Annotated in this window: 14 protein-coding genes and 1 pseudogene; 4 read left to right on the plus strand and 11 right to left on the minus strand. The window is 43.5% G+C overall.

The features are described from left to right. Nucleotides 1–60: 60 nt before the first annotated feature. Nucleotides 61–1,506, minus strand: coding sequence for a glycoside hydrolase family 1 protein (locus tag RSK81_RS10650; protein WP_315686758.1), 1,446 nt, complete (start codon nucleotides 1,504–1,506; stop codon nucleotides 61–63). Nucleotides 1,507–1,611: 105 nt separating this feature from the next. Between RSK81_RS10650 and RSK81_RS10655 the strand changes: the two genes are divergently transcribed. Further along, a complete protein-coding gene (locus RSK81_RS10655; protein WP_315686760.1) occupies nucleotides 1,612–2,484 on the plus strand; it encodes a helix-turn-helix domain-containing protein in 873 nt (290 codons plus the stop codon). A 152-nt stretch (nucleotides 2,485–2,636) separates the two neighbouring features. Here RSK81_RS10655 and RSK81_RS10660 read toward each other — a convergent pair whose 3' ends face one another. The 8 genes from RSK81_RS10660 to RSK81_RS10695 form a co-directional block, all read right to left on the minus strand. After that, nucleotides 2,637–2,837, minus strand: coding sequence for a RhtB family transporter (locus RSK81_RS10660; protein ID WP_315686761.1), 201 nt, complete (start codon nucleotides 2,835–2,837; stop codon nucleotides 2,637–2,639). 184 nt (nucleotides 2,838–3,021) lie between these two features. Next, on the minus strand, nucleotides 3,022–4,404 hold the full coding sequence (locus tag RSK81_RS10665) for a CapA family protein (protein WP_315686762.1): 1,383 nt from the start codon (nucleotides 4,402–4,404) through the stop codon (nucleotides 3,022–3,024). A 110-nt stretch (nucleotides 4,405–4,514) separates the two neighbouring features. Continuing rightward, nucleotides 4,515–5,786 carry a TRZ/ATZ family protein gene (locus RSK81_RS10670; protein ID WP_315686763.1) on the minus strand — a complete coding sequence of 424 codons (1,272 nt, stop codon included), beginning with the start codon at nucleotides 5,784–5,786 and terminating at the stop codon, nucleotides 4,515–4,517. A 137-nt stretch (nucleotides 5,787–5,923) separates the two neighbouring features. After that, nucleotides 5,924–6,616 (minus strand): methionine ABC transporter permease, encoded by a 693-nt coding sequence (locus RSK81_RS10675; RefSeq protein WP_315686765.1) that lies wholly within the window; start codon nucleotides 6,614–6,616, stop codon nucleotides 5,924–5,926. Continuing rightward, nucleotides 6,616–7,683 carry a methionine ABC transporter ATP-binding protein gene (locus tag RSK81_RS10680; protein ID WP_002934700.1) on the minus strand — a complete coding sequence of 356 codons (1,068 nt, stop codon included), beginning with the start codon at nucleotides 7,681–7,683 and terminating at the stop codon, nucleotides 6,616–6,618. Before RSK81_RS10680 ends, RSK81_RS10675 begins: the two co-directional genes overlap by 1 nt. Before the next feature lie 249 nt (nucleotides 7,684–7,932). After that, nucleotides 7,933–8,805: a MetQ/NlpA family ABC transporter substrate-binding protein gene (locus RSK81_RS10685; RefSeq protein ID WP_002926744.1), complete on the minus strand. Its 873-nt coding sequence runs from the start codon at nucleotides 8,803–8,805 to the stop codon at nucleotides 7,933–7,935. 158 nt (nucleotides 8,806–8,963) lie between these two features. After that, nucleotides 8,964–9,899, minus strand: a complete 936-nt coding sequence (msrB, locus tag RSK81_RS10690; RefSeq protein WP_315686768.1) for a peptide-methionine (R)-S-oxide reductase MsrB — start codon at nucleotides 9,897–9,899, stop codon at nucleotides 8,964–8,966. 162 nt (nucleotides 9,900–10,061) lie between these two features. Continuing rightward, nucleotides 10,062–11,000 carry a dihydroorotate oxidase gene (locus RSK81_RS10695; protein ID WP_315686770.1) on the minus strand — a complete coding sequence of 313 codons (939 nt, stop codon included), beginning with the start codon at nucleotides 10,998–11,000 and terminating at the stop codon, nucleotides 10,062–10,064. A 351-nt stretch (nucleotides 11,001–11,351) separates the two neighbouring features. On the opposite strand from RSK81_RS10695, the gene gdhA reads away from it, so the two are divergent. The 3 genes and pseudogenes from gdhA to RSK81_RS10710 all read left to right on the plus strand — a co-directional run. Further along, entirely contained in the window at nucleotides 11,352–12,698 is a 1,347-nt protein-coding gene (gdhA, locus tag RSK81_RS10700; protein WP_049553248.1) for an NADP-specific glutamate dehydrogenase, read from the plus strand. Between the two features lie 31 nt (nucleotides 12,699–12,729). Beyond that, nucleotides 12,730–13,215 (plus strand): GNAT family N-acetyltransferase, encoded by a 486-nt coding sequence (locus RSK81_RS10705; protein WP_315686772.1) that lies wholly within the window; start codon nucleotides 12,730–12,732, stop codon nucleotides 13,213–13,215. 15 nt (nucleotides 13,216–13,230) lie between these two features. Further along, a pseudogene (locus tag RSK81_RS10710) lies at nucleotides 13,231–13,376 on the plus strand (NADP oxidoreductase); the annotation flags it as partial. A gap of 99 nt (nucleotides 13,377–13,475) precedes the next feature. Here RSK81_RS10710 and RSK81_RS10715 read toward each other — a convergent pair. Together RSK81_RS10715 and RSK81_RS10720 are read right to left on the minus strand one after the other, a co-directional pair. After that, nucleotides 13,476–14,120, minus strand: coding sequence for a TetR/AcrR family transcriptional regulator (locus RSK81_RS10715; protein ID WP_315686774.1), 645 nt, complete (start codon nucleotides 14,118–14,120; stop codon nucleotides 13,476–13,478). A 16-nt stretch (nucleotides 14,121–14,136) separates the two neighbouring features. Further along, a complete protein-coding gene (locus tag RSK81_RS10720; protein WP_002903364.1) occupies nucleotides 14,137–15,141 on the minus strand; it encodes an NADP-dependent oxidoreductase in 1,005 nt (334 codons plus the stop codon). Nucleotides 15,142–15,301: the final 160 nt, after the last annotated feature.

Consider the following 15,301-nt stretch of genomic DNA (forward strand, 5'->3'; position numbering starts at 1 on the left):
GATGAATCAAAAGATTCATCCTTTATTTTATAAGGAGCCATTCTATTTTGTTTAAGCCATTCAATCCTGATAGAGACTATCTCCATTCGTCGCAATGACTTCTTTGTACCAATCAAAAGATTTTTTCTTGTAGCGGGCTAGAGTTCCGCTACCGTCATCGTTGCGGTCAACGTAGATAAAGCCGTAACGCTTGCTGAGTTCTGCCGTGCTGGCTGAGACCAGATCAATACAGCCCCAAGTCGTGTAACCTAGAAGTTCTACGCCATCTTCCAGCGCTTCTCCTACCTGCTGCAAATGCTGTTTGAGATAATCAATGCGGTAGTCATCTTCAACCGTTGGGCCAGTTGGACCATCCACCAAGACATCCTTGGCACCGAGACCATTTTCCACGATGAAGAGAGGCAGCTGATAGCGGTCATAAAAGCTATTTAGTACCAAGTGCAAGCCGACTGGGTCAATCTGCCAGCCCCATTCTGAGCTAGCCAGATGAGGATTCATAATACCACCTAAAAGATTGCCTCGACCGGAAGAATAATTTTCCGGATCATGAGCTGCAACCACACTCATATAGTAGGAGAAGGAAATAAAGTCTACAGTATTTTCAGTTAAAAGCTCTTTGTCTCCCGGCGCAAACTGAATCTCAATCCCATTCTCCTTGAAGAAACGATTGATATAGGCTGGATATTTCCCACGCGCATGGATATCAGAGAAGAGGTAGTTTTGATTTTCAAATTCCCGCGCTGCCAGCACATCTTCAGGTTTAGGTGTCATGGGATAAGCCGGCATGGCAAGAACCATACAGCCAATCTTAAAATCAGGATTGATCTCATGGCCGATTTTCGTTGCCAAGGCAGAAGCCACCAACTCATGATGGATTGCTTGATAGAGGTCCTGTTTGGACAACTCTTCAGCTGGCGTAGCAATGCCGCCGCTCATAAAGGGCGCATGGAGAACAGAGTTGATTTCATTAAAGGTCAGCCAATACTTGACCTTGTCCCTGTAGCGGGTAAAAACCGTGCGAACATAGCGCTCGTAGAAGCCAATCAAATCGCGGTTGGCCCAGCCATTGTACTGACGCGCCAAATGCAGGGGCGTTTCATAGTGAGACAGGGTAATCAGCGGCTCAATGCCATATTTAGCCAGTTCGTCAAAAAGATTGTCATAGAATTGCAGACCAGCTTCATTGGGTTCCAGCTCGTCTCCGTTTGGGAAAATCCGAGACCAGGCAATGGAAGTCCGGTAGACCTTGAAGCCCATCTCTGCAAAGAGGGCAATGTCCTCCTTATAGCGATGATAGAAATCAATCCCTTCCAGCTTGAGATTATCTGGTGTCGGCCCCTCGGTAATCAAAGGATTGCAATCACCTGGCTTGGCTGGCACTCCGCCTTTTGGAGTCACATCCTGAACAGATAGGCCTTTTCCATCCAGATTATAGGCGCCTTCATACTGGTTAGCTGCAGTTGCACCGCCCCAGAGGAAATTCTGCGGAAATTTACCCATTTGCATTTTCTCGCTTTCGTTTTTTTTATATTTATATTATAATAGTTATCAAACATATTTTCTAACACAATTATCTTAATAAATTGTACTATTCTATGAAAGAGTATCCCCATGATTGATTTAGGCCAACTACATAAAAATACCGTTTTTAAAAACCAAGGAACCCCTTATTCTCTGACCCGCACCATCACTGAGAATGGTCATCCAGATATTCTTTTCCACTGGCATACCGATGTTGAAATGATTTATGTCCACGAAGGAAAAGCACAATTTCATATTGACGACGACTATTTTAACAGCGAAAAAGGTGATATTATCCTGATTCGCCCCAATGCCCTGCACTCCATCCACCCCATCAACGACGAGCGCCATTATATGGACGCCATTAATTTTCATCTGGATCTGATGGGCTACTCTGCCATGGATCAGGCCAGCATCAACTATCTGCAGCCCCTCTACAATGGTCAGTTGGACTTGACTCATGTTATCAAGCCCAATGATACAGCCTATACGGAGATTCGTCAGTGCCTCTTAACATCTATGGAAACAGGCTATTTCCGCAAATCTCACTACGAGTTTCAGCTCAAAGCCCAGCTCAACCAGCTCTTCTACCTGCTCTTTGAGAACGGCTATGTCATTTCCAAAGACCTGTCACCCGAAGGCTATCGCAAGGAAGAAAAGATTCGCTCCATCATCGACTACATCAATGCCCACTACCAAGAAGACCTGAATATTGACCAACTGGCTGGCATCTGTGGCTACAGCTCCACCCATTTCATGAACTTCTTCAAGAAGCATCTGGGCGTTTCATGCATTGAGTACTTGATTCAATTCCGCCTTCGCAAGGCAGCCGAACTCCTGCAACACTCTAACCTCTCTGTACTGGAAATCTCCAGCCAAGCAGGCTTTAATAACCTGTCCAACTTCAACCGCCAGTTTAAAAAATACTACCAAATGACACCAAGCCAGTATCGGAAGAAATGAAGCTCTAAAATAGAAAATAAAAAACGAATACCTGCTAACCAAAATATGCTGAGGGTATTCGTTTTTTTATGCTGATTTCACAAGAAAGACAGAAATAATAGTATGTTTTTACATATAAGTCAGCTAAGACCTAAGTGTTTCGATTGTTCTCCTTACGACCTCATAGTTTCTATACTAGCAAGTTCAGCAGAAGAATAAAAAGCCCCAGCAAAAAGATAGCTAGCAGCAAATAGCGCCCTTGCTTTTCCTTGAAGAAATTTCTCCGCAAAAACAGGCAGAAAACCAGCAAGACCAGGGAGCACACTAGCAACAAAAACAAGATAAAGATGGGTATAACATACAAAAGCAACCACAAACCAAATTGCATTTCATTTTCTTTCTAATAAAATAAATCAAAATGATAGACGAGCTCGAAAGCGGTCAGTTTCATTCATTAACAGTTCTATAATCCTTTTTAATTATAACAAAGTCCTCAATTTTAAAACAGCAAAAACCAGATTGGCAAATCCAATCTGGCTAAAATCATATTCAAGCAATTTATTGCCCTGGCCAATTCAGTCCAACATGAGAATTCATTTCCTGATAGGCGGTATCAATCCGTGCTCTGGTTTCTTGGTCCAGTTTGTCTCGATACTTGCCGCCTTCGATAAAGTCATCCAAAATCCAGGTTTGGTAAGTGTATAAAGGAAGACCGTCTGCTGAAGTAGTACCCTTTTCAACTCGGCTGACCCAGCTCGGATGAGCCTGAGCACTTTTTATCTGCGTGCCCTTTGTTGTCTTTTCAATGGTAACATCCATCAGCACTCCGCGCTCGGTCCAATGAGCATTTTCAATCTCCTCCATGGTTTCGATGCGCTGATTGGAAATGAAATTCCCCATAGAATACATAATCAGCTTCTTCTGGCCGTCTTTCTCTAAAATCTCCGCCGGCTGAACCACATGCGGATGCCCTCCAAAGACGATATCTGCTCCCCAGTCAACCATTTTATGGTAGAGAGTCATCTGCTCCTCTGTTGGCTCCAGCTGGTACTCTATCCCCATCTGAGGCATGACGACTGTAATATCTGCTTCCTTTTCTGCCCGCTCAATCTCCGCCCGCATCTTTTCTTCATCCAGATCGGACAGGCGATCATCATAGTCTTCCTGACTGAGAAGCCCCTCCATTCCATTGTAGCCATAAGAGTAGGCTAGCAGTGCAATCTTAATGCCTTTGACTTCCTTTATCAAGAGCGGTGCCTGACTGCGGCTTTCATGTGGATAAGCACCGATGGGAGTGATTCCCTCTTTTTCAAAAGCCTGAGCTGTAGTAAAAACTCCCTCCAAGCCAGAGTCTAAAATATGGTTATGAGCCAAGTCCATCACTTGATAGCCAGCATCCTTGATCGCTGGAACTACGGCTTCCGGAGCATTAAAAAGTGGATAGCCATTTAGGGGATAGTCCGGCCGAATCGTGCCTTCAAAGTCCCCTAAAACCAAATCTCCTTGCCGAAGCCATTCCTTAGCATAGTGGAAATTCTCAGAAAAATCGTAAGAGCCATCTTCTTTTTGAGCACTCAGATAAAGGCCGTCGTGATAAAGCAAATCCCCAGTCGCCATGATACGAACCGTCTGATTCTGTGAGGAATCTGACTGCTGCTCTTTCTTTGCAGGGAAGGAAAAGCTCAAGTCAGGTAAATGCTCTGACAAGAGGATGAGACCAGCTGACAGTCCAACAACTGTCAAAAGCACTCCGACAAACTGCCGATTGCTAAGCTGTTTTTGAAAGAACTTAGGACGAGGAAGCGGCAACTTCTTAATCCAATCCCGCCAAGCTTGGTAGGCATCTGTCAGAAGAGTGTGCTCCGTAGCAAAACCCGATATCTTTTTCCAAAGTCCCTGAAAAAAAGTCTGAATCTTCTCCCAAAGAAATTTTTTATCCATCACACCTCTCCACTTTTTCTTGCTTGATAATAGCGCATCAATCTTTACTATATTGTACTATTTTTTCAAATCTAAGAGTTGATTGCCGAGCTGAAACTCGGCTTTCATTCTTACCCAAAACTTCCTAGATCAACCGTCAGCACTTGGCCGTCTCGGACAACCTGTCGCCCTGCAATGTAGACATCCTGAACATCGCTGCCTTTGACTGCGTACACTAGGTGCGACAGCATATTTTCCAAAGGATAGAGATGAAGTCGTCCCTTAGGTTGAATGACAATGAAATCGGCTTGTTTGCCCGTTTCTAGACTGCCGATTTTCTTCTCCAAGCCCAGCGCCTTAGCTCCTTCAATGGTCAAAGCTTTCAAGGCCTGCTCAATCGTAAACTGATTCGCATCTCCTGCCCGCATCTTCTGAAGGAGGGCAGCTGTCCGCCCCTCTTCAAACATATCCAGATTATTATTAGAGGCGACTGAGTCCGTCGCTAAGCCAACGGTCACCCCAGCGGCTAGTAAGTCTATCACCGGAGCTACACCGGAAGCCAGCTTGAGGTTACTGATAGGATTGTGGGCGATGCTGACTGGTGAAGCCGCTAAATCCGTAATCTCTGACGGATTCAGCTCAACTCCGTGAGCAAAAATGGCTGGTTGCTCCAAATAGCCCAGTCCTTTCAAGAAAGCTAGAGGTCGTTTACCATAGCGCTCCAGAATGATTTTATTTTCTTCCTGTGTCTCCGCCACATGGATATGAAGCTTCAAATCCAGCTCACGCGCTAGCTTAAGACTGCCCTTGAGCAGATCTTCGTCACAGGCATAAGGCGAATGAGGCGCCACCATGACCTGAAAATCTTCATCATTATAGGAGAGAATTTTCTCAATAATGGTCCGAGTACGTGCCAGAGTCTCTTCTGCTGTTTCCGACCCTGAGCTAAAGAGTGTTGGTGAGAAATAGCAGCGCATACCAGACTGCCGCACAGTCTGATAAATTCGGTCAATCTCCACTCCCTGAGGATTATACATGTCGTTAAAAGTCGTTGTTCCTGACTGCAGCATTTCAGCTAGAGCCAGCTGGACAGCCTGGGTCGTTAGATCCTCCGTGAATTGACTTTCTGCTGGCCAGATATAGTCCTCCAGCCATTCATGCAGATTGCTGTCATCACGAATCCCGCGCAGCAAGGTCATGGCCGAATGAATATGGCAGTTGACCAGCCCGGGCATGATCCAAGCACTTTCATAATCCACTGTTTCACTGCATTTCCCTAGCCAGGCTTGATCATAGGGACCACAGTAGGCAATGCGGTCATCTTCCACGACCAGCAGCCCTTCTCGGTAAACATGAAATACGCTGTCACAGGTCACCAGATTGACATTTGTATAAGCTTTCATCCGCCATATCCTCACTTTCCCAACACTTGGCTTCAAGAGATTTTAGCTATTATAACAAGCCTAATCTAATTGTGCAAGTCTTTTTATAAAATTATAGCATAAAAAAGAGCCCCAGCTAAGGCTCTAGTTGTCAATCATTATCTATGACTAATCTTCCGTGTCAGGAAATCCCCGATAAACTGAATAAAGAAGATGAGCAGCAAAATAAGAATAGTCGCAAGAATGGTCACATCATGATTGAAACGTTGATAACCATAAGTCAGGGCAACATTTCCCAGTCCACCAGCTCCAATCGCTCCGGCCATAGCGGTCTCACCAACCAGAGAGATCAGCGTAACAGTCGTCACCCGAATCAAGTCCGGCAGACCTTCCCGCAGGTAAACACCGACAATGTCCCAGAAAGTTGCTCCACTAGCCTGCGCCGCCTCAATGACTCCTCGGTCTAGTTCGGATAAGACCACCTGAACCTGACGGGCAAAGAAAGGAAAAACAGCCAGTGAAAGAGGCACCAAGGCCGCAGTCGGTCCAATCCCAGTTCCCACAATAATCCGAGTAAAAGGATTGATGAGGGCGAGGAGAATGATGAACGGAATAGCCCGGAAGATAGAGGTAACTTTGTCCAAGACGAAAAAGACAAGTCTATTTTCCAAAATACCTCTCGGCCCTGTCAAGACAAGCAAGAGACCTGCGATAAAGCCTAGAATCCCTCCGATAAAGAAAGGAATGATGGTCATATACAGAGTCAGGTAAATAGCTGTTCCCCAGCCAGCCTGCCCAGACCAGCCCATTCTATAAACATTGGGCATAAATTGTTGAATCAGCTGTAGCATTAGTTACTCCCTTCTTTCAGAACATGCAGCTCTACTCCTGCTTCGCGCAGACCTTCCTGCACCGCCGCCAGTTGCTCGGTCTCTCCAGATAAGATAACGACCATTTCGCCGACCGGTACATGATCTAAAATCTCAATATTGGCGTGAAGAATATTGGCAGATATGTGATACTGCTTGTAAATATCGTTTATAATGGCTGTGTCCGTTACCACACCTGAGTATTTCAGGTGGGCCAGAATGGAATTTTCCGGCAGGTTTTGCACAATCTTTTGCTGGTTGATTTTGATCATAGCCTCATTGATACCCGTTGCGGTCGTAATGAAGTCTTGAGTCAGCTCATTCTTGGGATTAGAGAAAATATCCAGAACTGAGCCTTCTTCAATCAGTCGGCCATTCTGCATGACTGCTACCCGGTTAGCAATGTCCTTGACAATCTGCATTTCGTGGGTAATGAGGACAATAGTCAGACCCAATTTTTGATTCAAATCCTGCAATAGAGCCAAAATCTGCTTGGTGGTCTTAGGATCCAGAGCGGATGTGGACTCGTCCGAGATTAGGATTTTGGGATCATTGGCCAAGGCCCGCGCAATAGCCACCCGCTGCTTCTGACCGCCAGACAGCTGGGCAGGATAATTGTCCGCCCGATCTGCTAAGCCTACCAAGTCTAAAAGCGTATGAACTTTCTTCTCTTTTTCAGCAGCTGATAAAGGTGAATGCTTGAGCGCAAAGGCAACATTTTCCTTGGCTGTCATCTGTGCCATGAGGTTAAAATGCTGGAAAATCATCCCGATATCCTTACGCTTTTGGCGCAGCTGAGCTGCAGTAAGCTGAACCTGATGATGATCATAGAAAACCGTATCATCCACCGTAATCTTACCAGCAGACGGCACCTGCAGCAAGTTAATGACACGGACCAGAGTAGATTTCCCGGCACCAGAATAGCCTACAATTCCATAAATATCACCCTGATTAATATGAATGGTCACATCTTCTACAGCCTTAATGTCTTGCTTTTTTTGCTTAAAAACGACATCAATGTGATCCAATTTGATAATTTCTTTGCCCATAATTTCCGATTCACTCCTTGATTTGTCCAATATGAGATTTAGCCACTATAGCCTCTTAGTTTGCTTTCCGCCTGTCGCTCGACTAGGGAAATGTAAAATCATAAGCTACAATCTATACCGACCTAGCTCAAAGCTAGATAATGATTAAACTAAATGATCATAATAGCAGATAAAGGGCTGGAGAAGCTAATCTCCGCCCTTCTTAATCATTTCATTTATTCAATACAATGACCTTCTGCTGGAAAATAATTACCAAACTGGCTGATCCATACCATCTGATGATTCTTCGATAACTTTTTTCACTTCATCAGTGTGGTAAGCCTTGATAATTTTTTCAATCGCGTCAACCTTGTCTGATTTCTTCCAATCTGGTTTCGCTGCAATCAGGTTATACCATTGTTTTGAGTTTTCATTGGCTTCTTCTTTGAAGAGGGCCTTCTTGTAGTCAATACCTGCTTCGCGGACGAAAGTATTATTGACAACTGCAGCATCTGCTGAAGTCAGAGAAGCTGGTGTTTGAGAAGCGTCCAACTCAGAAATTGTCAGATTCTTCTTATTTTCTTTGATATTGGCAACAGTCGCAAGTTCCTTACCTTTAACATCAAGCTTGATCAAGCCAGCTGATTCAAGAAGATAAAGAGCACGGCTCTCATTTGTCGCATCATTTGGAACAGCAATCGTACCATTTTCTGGGATGTCTTTCACATCTGTATATTTATTTTTGCCGTCCTTTGTACCAGAGTAGAGACGAATAGGTGCGATATAGGTATCCGCAACAGACACAAGGTCTGCTCCCTTCTCTTTGTTCCAGTTTTCAAGGAAATTGTAATGTTGGAAAGCGTTGATATCCACATCACCGTCAAGCAGAGCTTGGTTAGGCTGAGAGTAGTCAGTAAACTGCGTATACTCTAATTTAACACCTGCATTTTCTTTGTCAAGAATCTCTTGAACCTTGTTCCAGCGCGCTTCTTCTGTATCACTCAGGCTCATCACCCCAACCTTGACAGTTACAGGTCCGTCTGCTGATTTGCTCTCCTTACTAGAAGAGCCTCCGCAAGCTGCCAAACCCAAGGCTGCAAGGCCTACTAAGCCAATTGAAAAGATTTTTTTCAAATTCATCATTTATTCTCCTTTAATGAATAAAATTCTAAATCTTCTATTTTATAAGATTACTTCTCATTTTACCATGTTCAAGGAGACTTGGCTTATATAAATAATTTATCGCCGTGATAAAAAAAATATATGACTGATTGAAGCATTTGAGTTGATTTTATGCCCTTTTACTGCATGAAGGTCAGCAGATAACCATATCCTTCTGCTTCCATTTTCTCTTTTGGAATAAATCGCAGAGCTGCTGAGTTGATGCAGTAGCGTAAGCCGCCTGCAGCTTCTGGACCGTCTGTAAAGACATGCCCCAGATGGGCATTGCCAGAACGGCTGCGCACTTCGATCCGCTCCATACCATGACTCTTGTCTTCATAGTATTTTAGAACATCTCTGGCAATGGGCCGGCTAAAGCTAGGCCAGCCGCAGCCAGACTCAAACTTGTCTCCAGCAAAAAAGAGGGGCTCACCAGTCGTCACATCAACATAAATCCCTTCTTCAAAAGTGGCATTGTAGGCATTATGGAAAGGGCGCTCTGTCGCACTATGCTGGGTCACCTGATACTGCTCTTCCGTCAGCTGCTCTTTTAGTTCCACATCTGTAGGCTTCTCGTATTGGCCTGGATCGACCAAGGGCTGATAGGCATCATTGACATTGATATGGCAGTAGCCACCGGGATTTTTCTTGAGATAATCCTGATGATAGTCCTCAGCTAGGACATAGTGGCGCAAAGGCTCTAGCTCAACAGCAATCTTTTGTCCCAGCTGCTTTTCCTGCTCAGCAAAGACCTGCTCAATGACTGTCTTATCGGCTTGATCCGTATAGTAAACACCTGTCCGATACTGACGTCCTACATCATTTCCCTGCTTATTGACTGACAGAGGATCAATGACTCGGAAATAATAGAGCAGGATTTCCCGCAGGCTGACCCGCTTTTCATCATAGACCAGATGAACCGTCTCTGCATGGTCCGTTTGATGAATCAGCTGGTAGTTAGTTGATTCCACCTGTCCATTGGCGTAGCCCACTGTCGTTTCCGCCACACCCTCAATGCGAGAAAAGTACTCTTCCAAGCCCCAGAAGCATCCGCCTGCTAAATAAATTTCTGCCATAAAAACACCTCATTTCTTTGCGTCTATTTTCTCATAGAAGGAGTTGAAATTATAGCAATTTGATTAGAACTTTCTTCAAATTGATATGAAAAGCTGGGTCTTAATGACAATCAACCCAGCCATGTTCTTCATTTCAAATCACTACAACTCTTGTATAGAAGATTACTCCTCAATATACTTCAATTTCCCTCGGAAATCTTCCAGGTTTTCATAGCCTTTTTCTTCCATAATAGCCTTGAGTTCTGTGGTGATACGCTCGAAGGCTGCCACTCCTTCTTTATGAAGGGTTGTTCCTACCTGCACCATACTGGCTCCACAGAGGATATGTTCAAAGGCATCGCGCCCCGTCAGGACACCACCAGTACCAATGATTTGGATTTCCGGTTTAAGGCGTTGGTAAAAGGCATGGACATTGGCCAGAGCAGTCGGCTTGATGTACTGACCTCCGATACCTCCAAAACCATTTTTCGGACGAATGACCACTGACTCATCTTCTATATAAAGACCGTTTCCGATTGAGTTTACACAATTGACAAACTTAAGCGGATATTTGTTAAAAATCGCAGCGGTCTGGTCAAAATGCACAATGTCAAAATAAGGAGGCAACTTAATGCCTAGGGGCTTTTTGAAATAAGCAAAAACTTCTGACAAGATTTTTTCCGTCGTTTCAAAGTCATAGGCAATCTGCGGCTTGCCAGGGACATTGGGGCAGGAGAGATTGAGCTCAGTAATGCCTTTAAAGTCACTTGCCTGCACTTTCTTAAGAATGGTGTGGGTTTCTTCTGGCGACATACCGACCAAAGAGAGGAAGAAAGCGCGATTTGGTTCGCTTTCCTGGAGTTCCAGCAGGTAGTCAAGATAGTAGTCTAAACCATTGTTGGGCAGGCCCATGGAGTTGATAGACCCCAGCGGAACATCCTGATAGCGCGGTTCTGGGTTTCCCTGACGAAATTCCAGCGTCGCTGTCTTGGTCACAAAAGTTCCCGCAGCAGAATCTTTGACTTCTGCCAGTTCCTCTTTTGTCATGCAGGCAACCCCAGCTGCATTCATCAGGCAGTTGTCAAATGCAAAACCAGCAATCTGTGTAGATGTCGAAACCATAGTAAAACGCTCCTTTTTTTCTGAAGGCGAGTGCCTTTAGCTCATTTCCTCTATTATATCACCAAACTCCACTTTTTCGTTTTTTAAACCAGCAATTCCTGACTAACGTTCGGAAAACATCCCGTTCGCTTGACTATTTTCTGGAATGTTTCAGAAAATAAATTGTGGAAATTTTTAGAAAATTCAACTTTTTTCTTTACAAGAGAAAAAAAGTCTGCTATAATGTTCCATGTAATAAAATATGACATCTAAAAGATGCCTGTTTTAAAAATTTAAACACATCCTCATCACACAAGCTGCAAGCAGCTTCCGGCAGGATGGTTTACTATTTTATTTAAAGGAGAATGACAGATGACAACTGCTAAAGAATATATCCAAAGCACTTTCGAGACCGTAAAAGCCCGCAACGGACACGAGGCAGAATTCCTCCAAGCTGTTGAAGAGTTTCTCAATACTCTGGAGCCCGTTTTTGAAAAACACCCAGAATACATCGAAGAAAACATCCTAGCACGTATTACTGAGCCTGAGCGCGTTATCAGCTTCCGTGTTCCTTGGGTAGACCGCGAAGGTAACGTACAAGTCAACCGTGGTTACCGCGTACAATTTAACTCAGCAGTTGGTCCTTATAAAGGCGGACTTCGTTTCCACCCAACTGTAAACCAAGGTATCTTGAAATTCCTTGGATTTGAGCAAATCTTTAAAAATGTCTTGACTGGCCTGCCAATCGGTGGTGGTAAAGGTGGATCTGACTTTGATCCTAAAGGTAAAACTGATGCTGAAGTGATGCGTTTCTGCCAAAGCTTTATGACAGAATTGCAAAAGCACATCGGCCCATCTCTTGACGTTCCAGCTGGTGATATCGGTGTCGGTGGACGCGAAATCGGCTACCTTTACGGTCAATACAAACGCCTTAACCAATTTGATGCCGGTGTCTTGACTGGTAAACCTCTTGGATTTGGCGGCAGCTTGATCCGTCCGGAAGCAACTGGCTATGGCTTGGTTTACTATACCGAAGAAATGCTCAAGGCTAACGGCCAAAGCTTTGCTGGCAAAAAAGTGGTTATTTCCGGTTCTGGTAACGTAGCCCAATACGCTCTTCAAAAAGCAACTGAGCTTGGTGCAACTGTTATCTCTGTTTCTGACTCAAACGGTTATGTTATCGATGAAAACGGTATTGACTTTGATCTTTTGGTTGATGTTAAAGAAAAACGCCGCGCTCGCTTGACAGAATATGCTGCTGAAAAAGCAACTGCTACTTACCATGAAGGTTCTGTCTGGACTTACGCTGAGAAATATGACATCGCTCTACCATGTGCGACACAAAATGAAATCAATGGTGAAGCTGCCAAACGCTTAGTCGCTCAAGGAGTTATCTGCGTATCTGAAGGTGCCAACATGCCGAGCGACCTGGATGCTATCGCAGTTTACAAAGAGAATGGTATCTTCTACGGACCTGCCAAAGCTGCTAATGCTGGTGGTGTTGCTGTATCTGCCCTTGAAATGAGCCAAAACAGCCTTCGTCTGTCATGGACTCGCGAAGAAGTTGACGGACGTCTCAAAGACATCATGACAAACATCTTCAACACAGCTAAAACAACTGCTGAAACATATGGTCTTGGTACTGACTACCTTGCAGGAGCAAATATCGCTGCCTTCGAAAACGTAGCAAACGCTATGATTGCACAAGGTATTGTTTAACTAGTCGATACATCCTATCGGAGGACAAATCATGAACTTACGGCCAATGGAAGTGAGAGACAATCCAACTGTAGCGCAGCTCATTCGAGCCAGCCTAGAAGAATTCGGGCTTGATAAACCAGGAACTGTCTACTTTGATTCTCATCTAGATCATTTGGCCGACTATTATCAACATCAAGAGAGGGCGGCTTACTTTATTCTGGAAGATGAAGGCCATCTCGTTGGCTGTGGTGGCTTTGCACCTGTGTCTAATAAGATTGCTGAATTACAAAAACTGTATGTCACTAAAAATAGTCGTGGCAAAGGTTATTCCAGCCGGTTGATAAAGCGGATATTTCAGGAAGCCCGCCTAGCAGGTTATGAACAGCTTTATCTAGAAACCTCTACTGAACTGGCTACGGCCGTGGCCATCTATCAACACTATGGTTTCACATCACTGCAACAACCACTTTCTAACGCCGCCGGCCACCCAGCTATGAATATCTGGATGATAAAATCCCTCTTATCAGATGAATAGATGTCAGTATACTCTGGCTGTCTCAAGAACATCATGACCAACATCCTCAACACAGCTAAAACTACTGCAGAAGCTGACTGACTTGGCAAAGATATCTGGCTAGTGCCAATATCCCTGTCTTCGAAAACGTAGCCAATGCTATGATTGCCCAAGGTATTGTTTCAATTTATTTTTTCAATCCTCAATCACTCCGATTGGGGATTTTTATGTTGGTCTCAAAAAAGCTCACTATTTTTAATAGTAAGCTTAAAAATCAAGATTTATTTTACTTCTACTAAGGCAGAAGATAGGCAGTCAACAATTTCGTTTACTGCTTCATCTATGTTCACATCTTCCTTATCATTCAACATCATTGGAATAACATAAGAAAGACTCAAGGCTAGAATATAACGAACGATTCTTTCATTTGACCAATCTCGGATAACACCATTTTCTTTAAACTGATTCAGAACTGGACTAATTGGCTTAATAATAGAGTGAACAATAACATTCCCTAACTGGTCAGAAATATTTTTATCAATAAAAGAACGACTCAAGAGAATTTTAACTTGCATTTGATTCTCCTGAACGAAAACTAGTCTATCTCGAACAATGCTTCTCAAAAACACTGGAAAAGATTCTTGGTTTGCTGTAAATTTCTTCTCAGAAAAATCAGCAATCACATCTGGAATAACCTGTTCGAGAAAAGTCGACAGAATAGCTTCTAATATTCCTTCCTTGGTTTTAAAGTAACTAAAAACGGTCCCTTCTGAAACTCCAGCCTCCTTAGCAATAAGGCTTGCTGTTGTATTCTCAAAACCAATTTCTGAAAATAACTTTAGACTTGATAATAATACTTGACGTTGTTTTATACTCAAGTTGCTATTTTCTAATGTCTGTGCATACTTTTGTTCTAAACTATCCATTGCTAGCACCTCTCTTCTACTCTCTTACTTTTACGACTTTTTTACCTCGAGTGTGCCCCAACTTCAGACTACGATATGCCTCTCTAACTGACTTTAGAGAAAAATCATAAACCTGATCAATATTCAGCCAAACCTTCCCATCTGAGACCATTTCCGCCAGAGTGTTCAAATCATCATATGTGGAATGTCTCGGACCCGTGAACTGAGCTCCTCTTATCATAACATATGATGAAGGTACTAGCGTTCCAATATCCGTGCCCTTCAATCCCAAACTGAAAGCTAATTTAACATAATCACTTCCATAGCAATCCAAGAATTTTGTAATCGGCTTTGGACTTGCTGATAGAAGAGCATTCTGGATGTTCTCTTCGTAAGCTACTGGTATAGCACCTAAAGACTTCAGATATTCTGAATTCTTCTTACTTGCAATTCCGATAACTGTTGCACCCTTAGCAACTGCATACTGTACTGCAATACTTCCAATACCACCTGCCGCTGCTGAAATAACCACAATATCTTTAGAACTTAACTCAATTTTTCTAAAAGCACCTCCCACTGTTAGAGAAGCTACCCCCATAGTAGCAGCATGATTCATATCAATCATATCTGGTTTCGATACGATTTCCGATTCATTGACACAAATTTCTGTTGCCAAAGCTCCCCTCTTGGTTCCCAATCCAGGGTCACTAATCATTGTTCCAAAAACCTTGTCCCCTACTGCAAACCGACTTACTCCTTCACCGATTTCTGTGATAACTCCAGCAAAATCCCGACCAACACCTCTTGGAAAAAGAGATGATTTTGACTCAAAACAACGACTTGGCTTCCTTAGTTTCGTCATAAAAGATAGAAAACGAAGTGGCTTTGCACCCTCAAAAGTCTTATAATCAATAGGATTTAAACCAACTGCATAAACTTCTACCCTAACTTGATTCACTTCCAAAACATCAGATTTAATGTTCACCAAATCTAGTACTTCTTCATCACCGAAACGACTATACTGTATTGCTTGAACAACCATTTCATAAGCTCCTTTGTTTATCTATAAATTGAGTGAGCACTCAATCATTTTTCTTGATTATACGCTCATTTTTCAAAGATGTCAACATAGACGACGTGGCACAGTTATCTCAATTTTTGTTTAGTTATCATCTTTTGATGAAAGTTGTCCTGTTTTATCG

Origin of the sequence: Streptococcus sp. DTU_2020_1000888_1_SI_GRL_NUU_041A, assembly GCF_032387735.1 — a bacterium.
GTDB lineage: Bacteria > Bacillota > Bacilli > Lactobacillales > Streptococcaceae > Streptococcus > Streptococcus sanguinis.

Excerpts from the sequence above, each read along its gene's own strand:
- RSK81_RS10650 (WP_315686758.1), bottom strand. The coding sequence starts at position 1,506 with ATGCAAATGGGTAAATTTCCGCAGAATTTCCTCTGGGGCGGTGCAACT.
- RSK81_RS10655 (WP_315686760.1), top strand. The coding sequence starts at position 1,612 with ATGATTGATTTAGGCCAACTACATAAAAATACCGTTTTTAAAAACCAA.
- RSK81_RS10665 (WP_315686762.1), bottom strand. The coding sequence starts at position 4,404 with ATGGATAAAAAATTTCTTTGGGAGAAGATTCAGACTTTTTTTCAGGGA.
- RSK81_RS10670 (WP_315686763.1), bottom strand. The coding sequence starts at position 5,786 with ATGAAAGCTTATACAAATGTCAATCTGGTGACCTGTGACAGCGTATTT.
- RSK81_RS10675 (WP_315686765.1), bottom strand. The coding sequence starts at position 6,616 with ATGCTACAGCTGATTCAACAATTTATGCCCAATGTTTATAGAATGGGC.
- RSK81_RS10680 (WP_002934700.1), bottom strand. The coding sequence starts at position 7,683 with ATGGGCAAAGAAATTATCAAATTGGATCACATTGATGTCGTTTTTAAG.
- RSK81_RS10685 (WP_002926744.1), bottom strand. The coding sequence starts at position 8,805 with ATGATGAATTTGAAAAAAATCTTTTCAATTGGCTTAGTAGGCCTTGCA.
- msrB (WP_315686768.1), bottom strand. The coding sequence starts at position 9,899 with ATGGCAGAAATTTATTTAGCAGGCGGATGCTTCTGGGGCTTGGAAGAG.
- RSK81_RS10695 (WP_315686770.1), bottom strand. The coding sequence starts at position 11,000 with ATGGTTTCGACATCTACACAGATTGCTGGTTTTGCATTTGACAACTGC.
- gdhA (WP_049553248.1), top strand. The coding sequence starts at position 11,352 with ATGACAACTGCTAAAGAATATATCCAAAGCACTTTCGAGACCGTAAAA.
- RSK81_RS10705 (WP_315686772.1), top strand. The coding sequence starts at position 12,730 with ATGAACTTACGGCCAATGGAAGTGAGAGACAATCCAACTGTAGCGCAG.
- RSK81_RS10715 (WP_315686774.1), bottom strand. The coding sequence starts at position 14,120 with ATGGATAGTTTAGAACAAAAGTATGCACAGACATTAGAAAATAGCAAC.
- RSK81_RS10720 (WP_002903364.1), bottom strand. The coding sequence starts at position 15,141 with ATGGTTGTTCAAGCAATACAGTATAGTCGTTTCGGTGATGAAGAAGTA.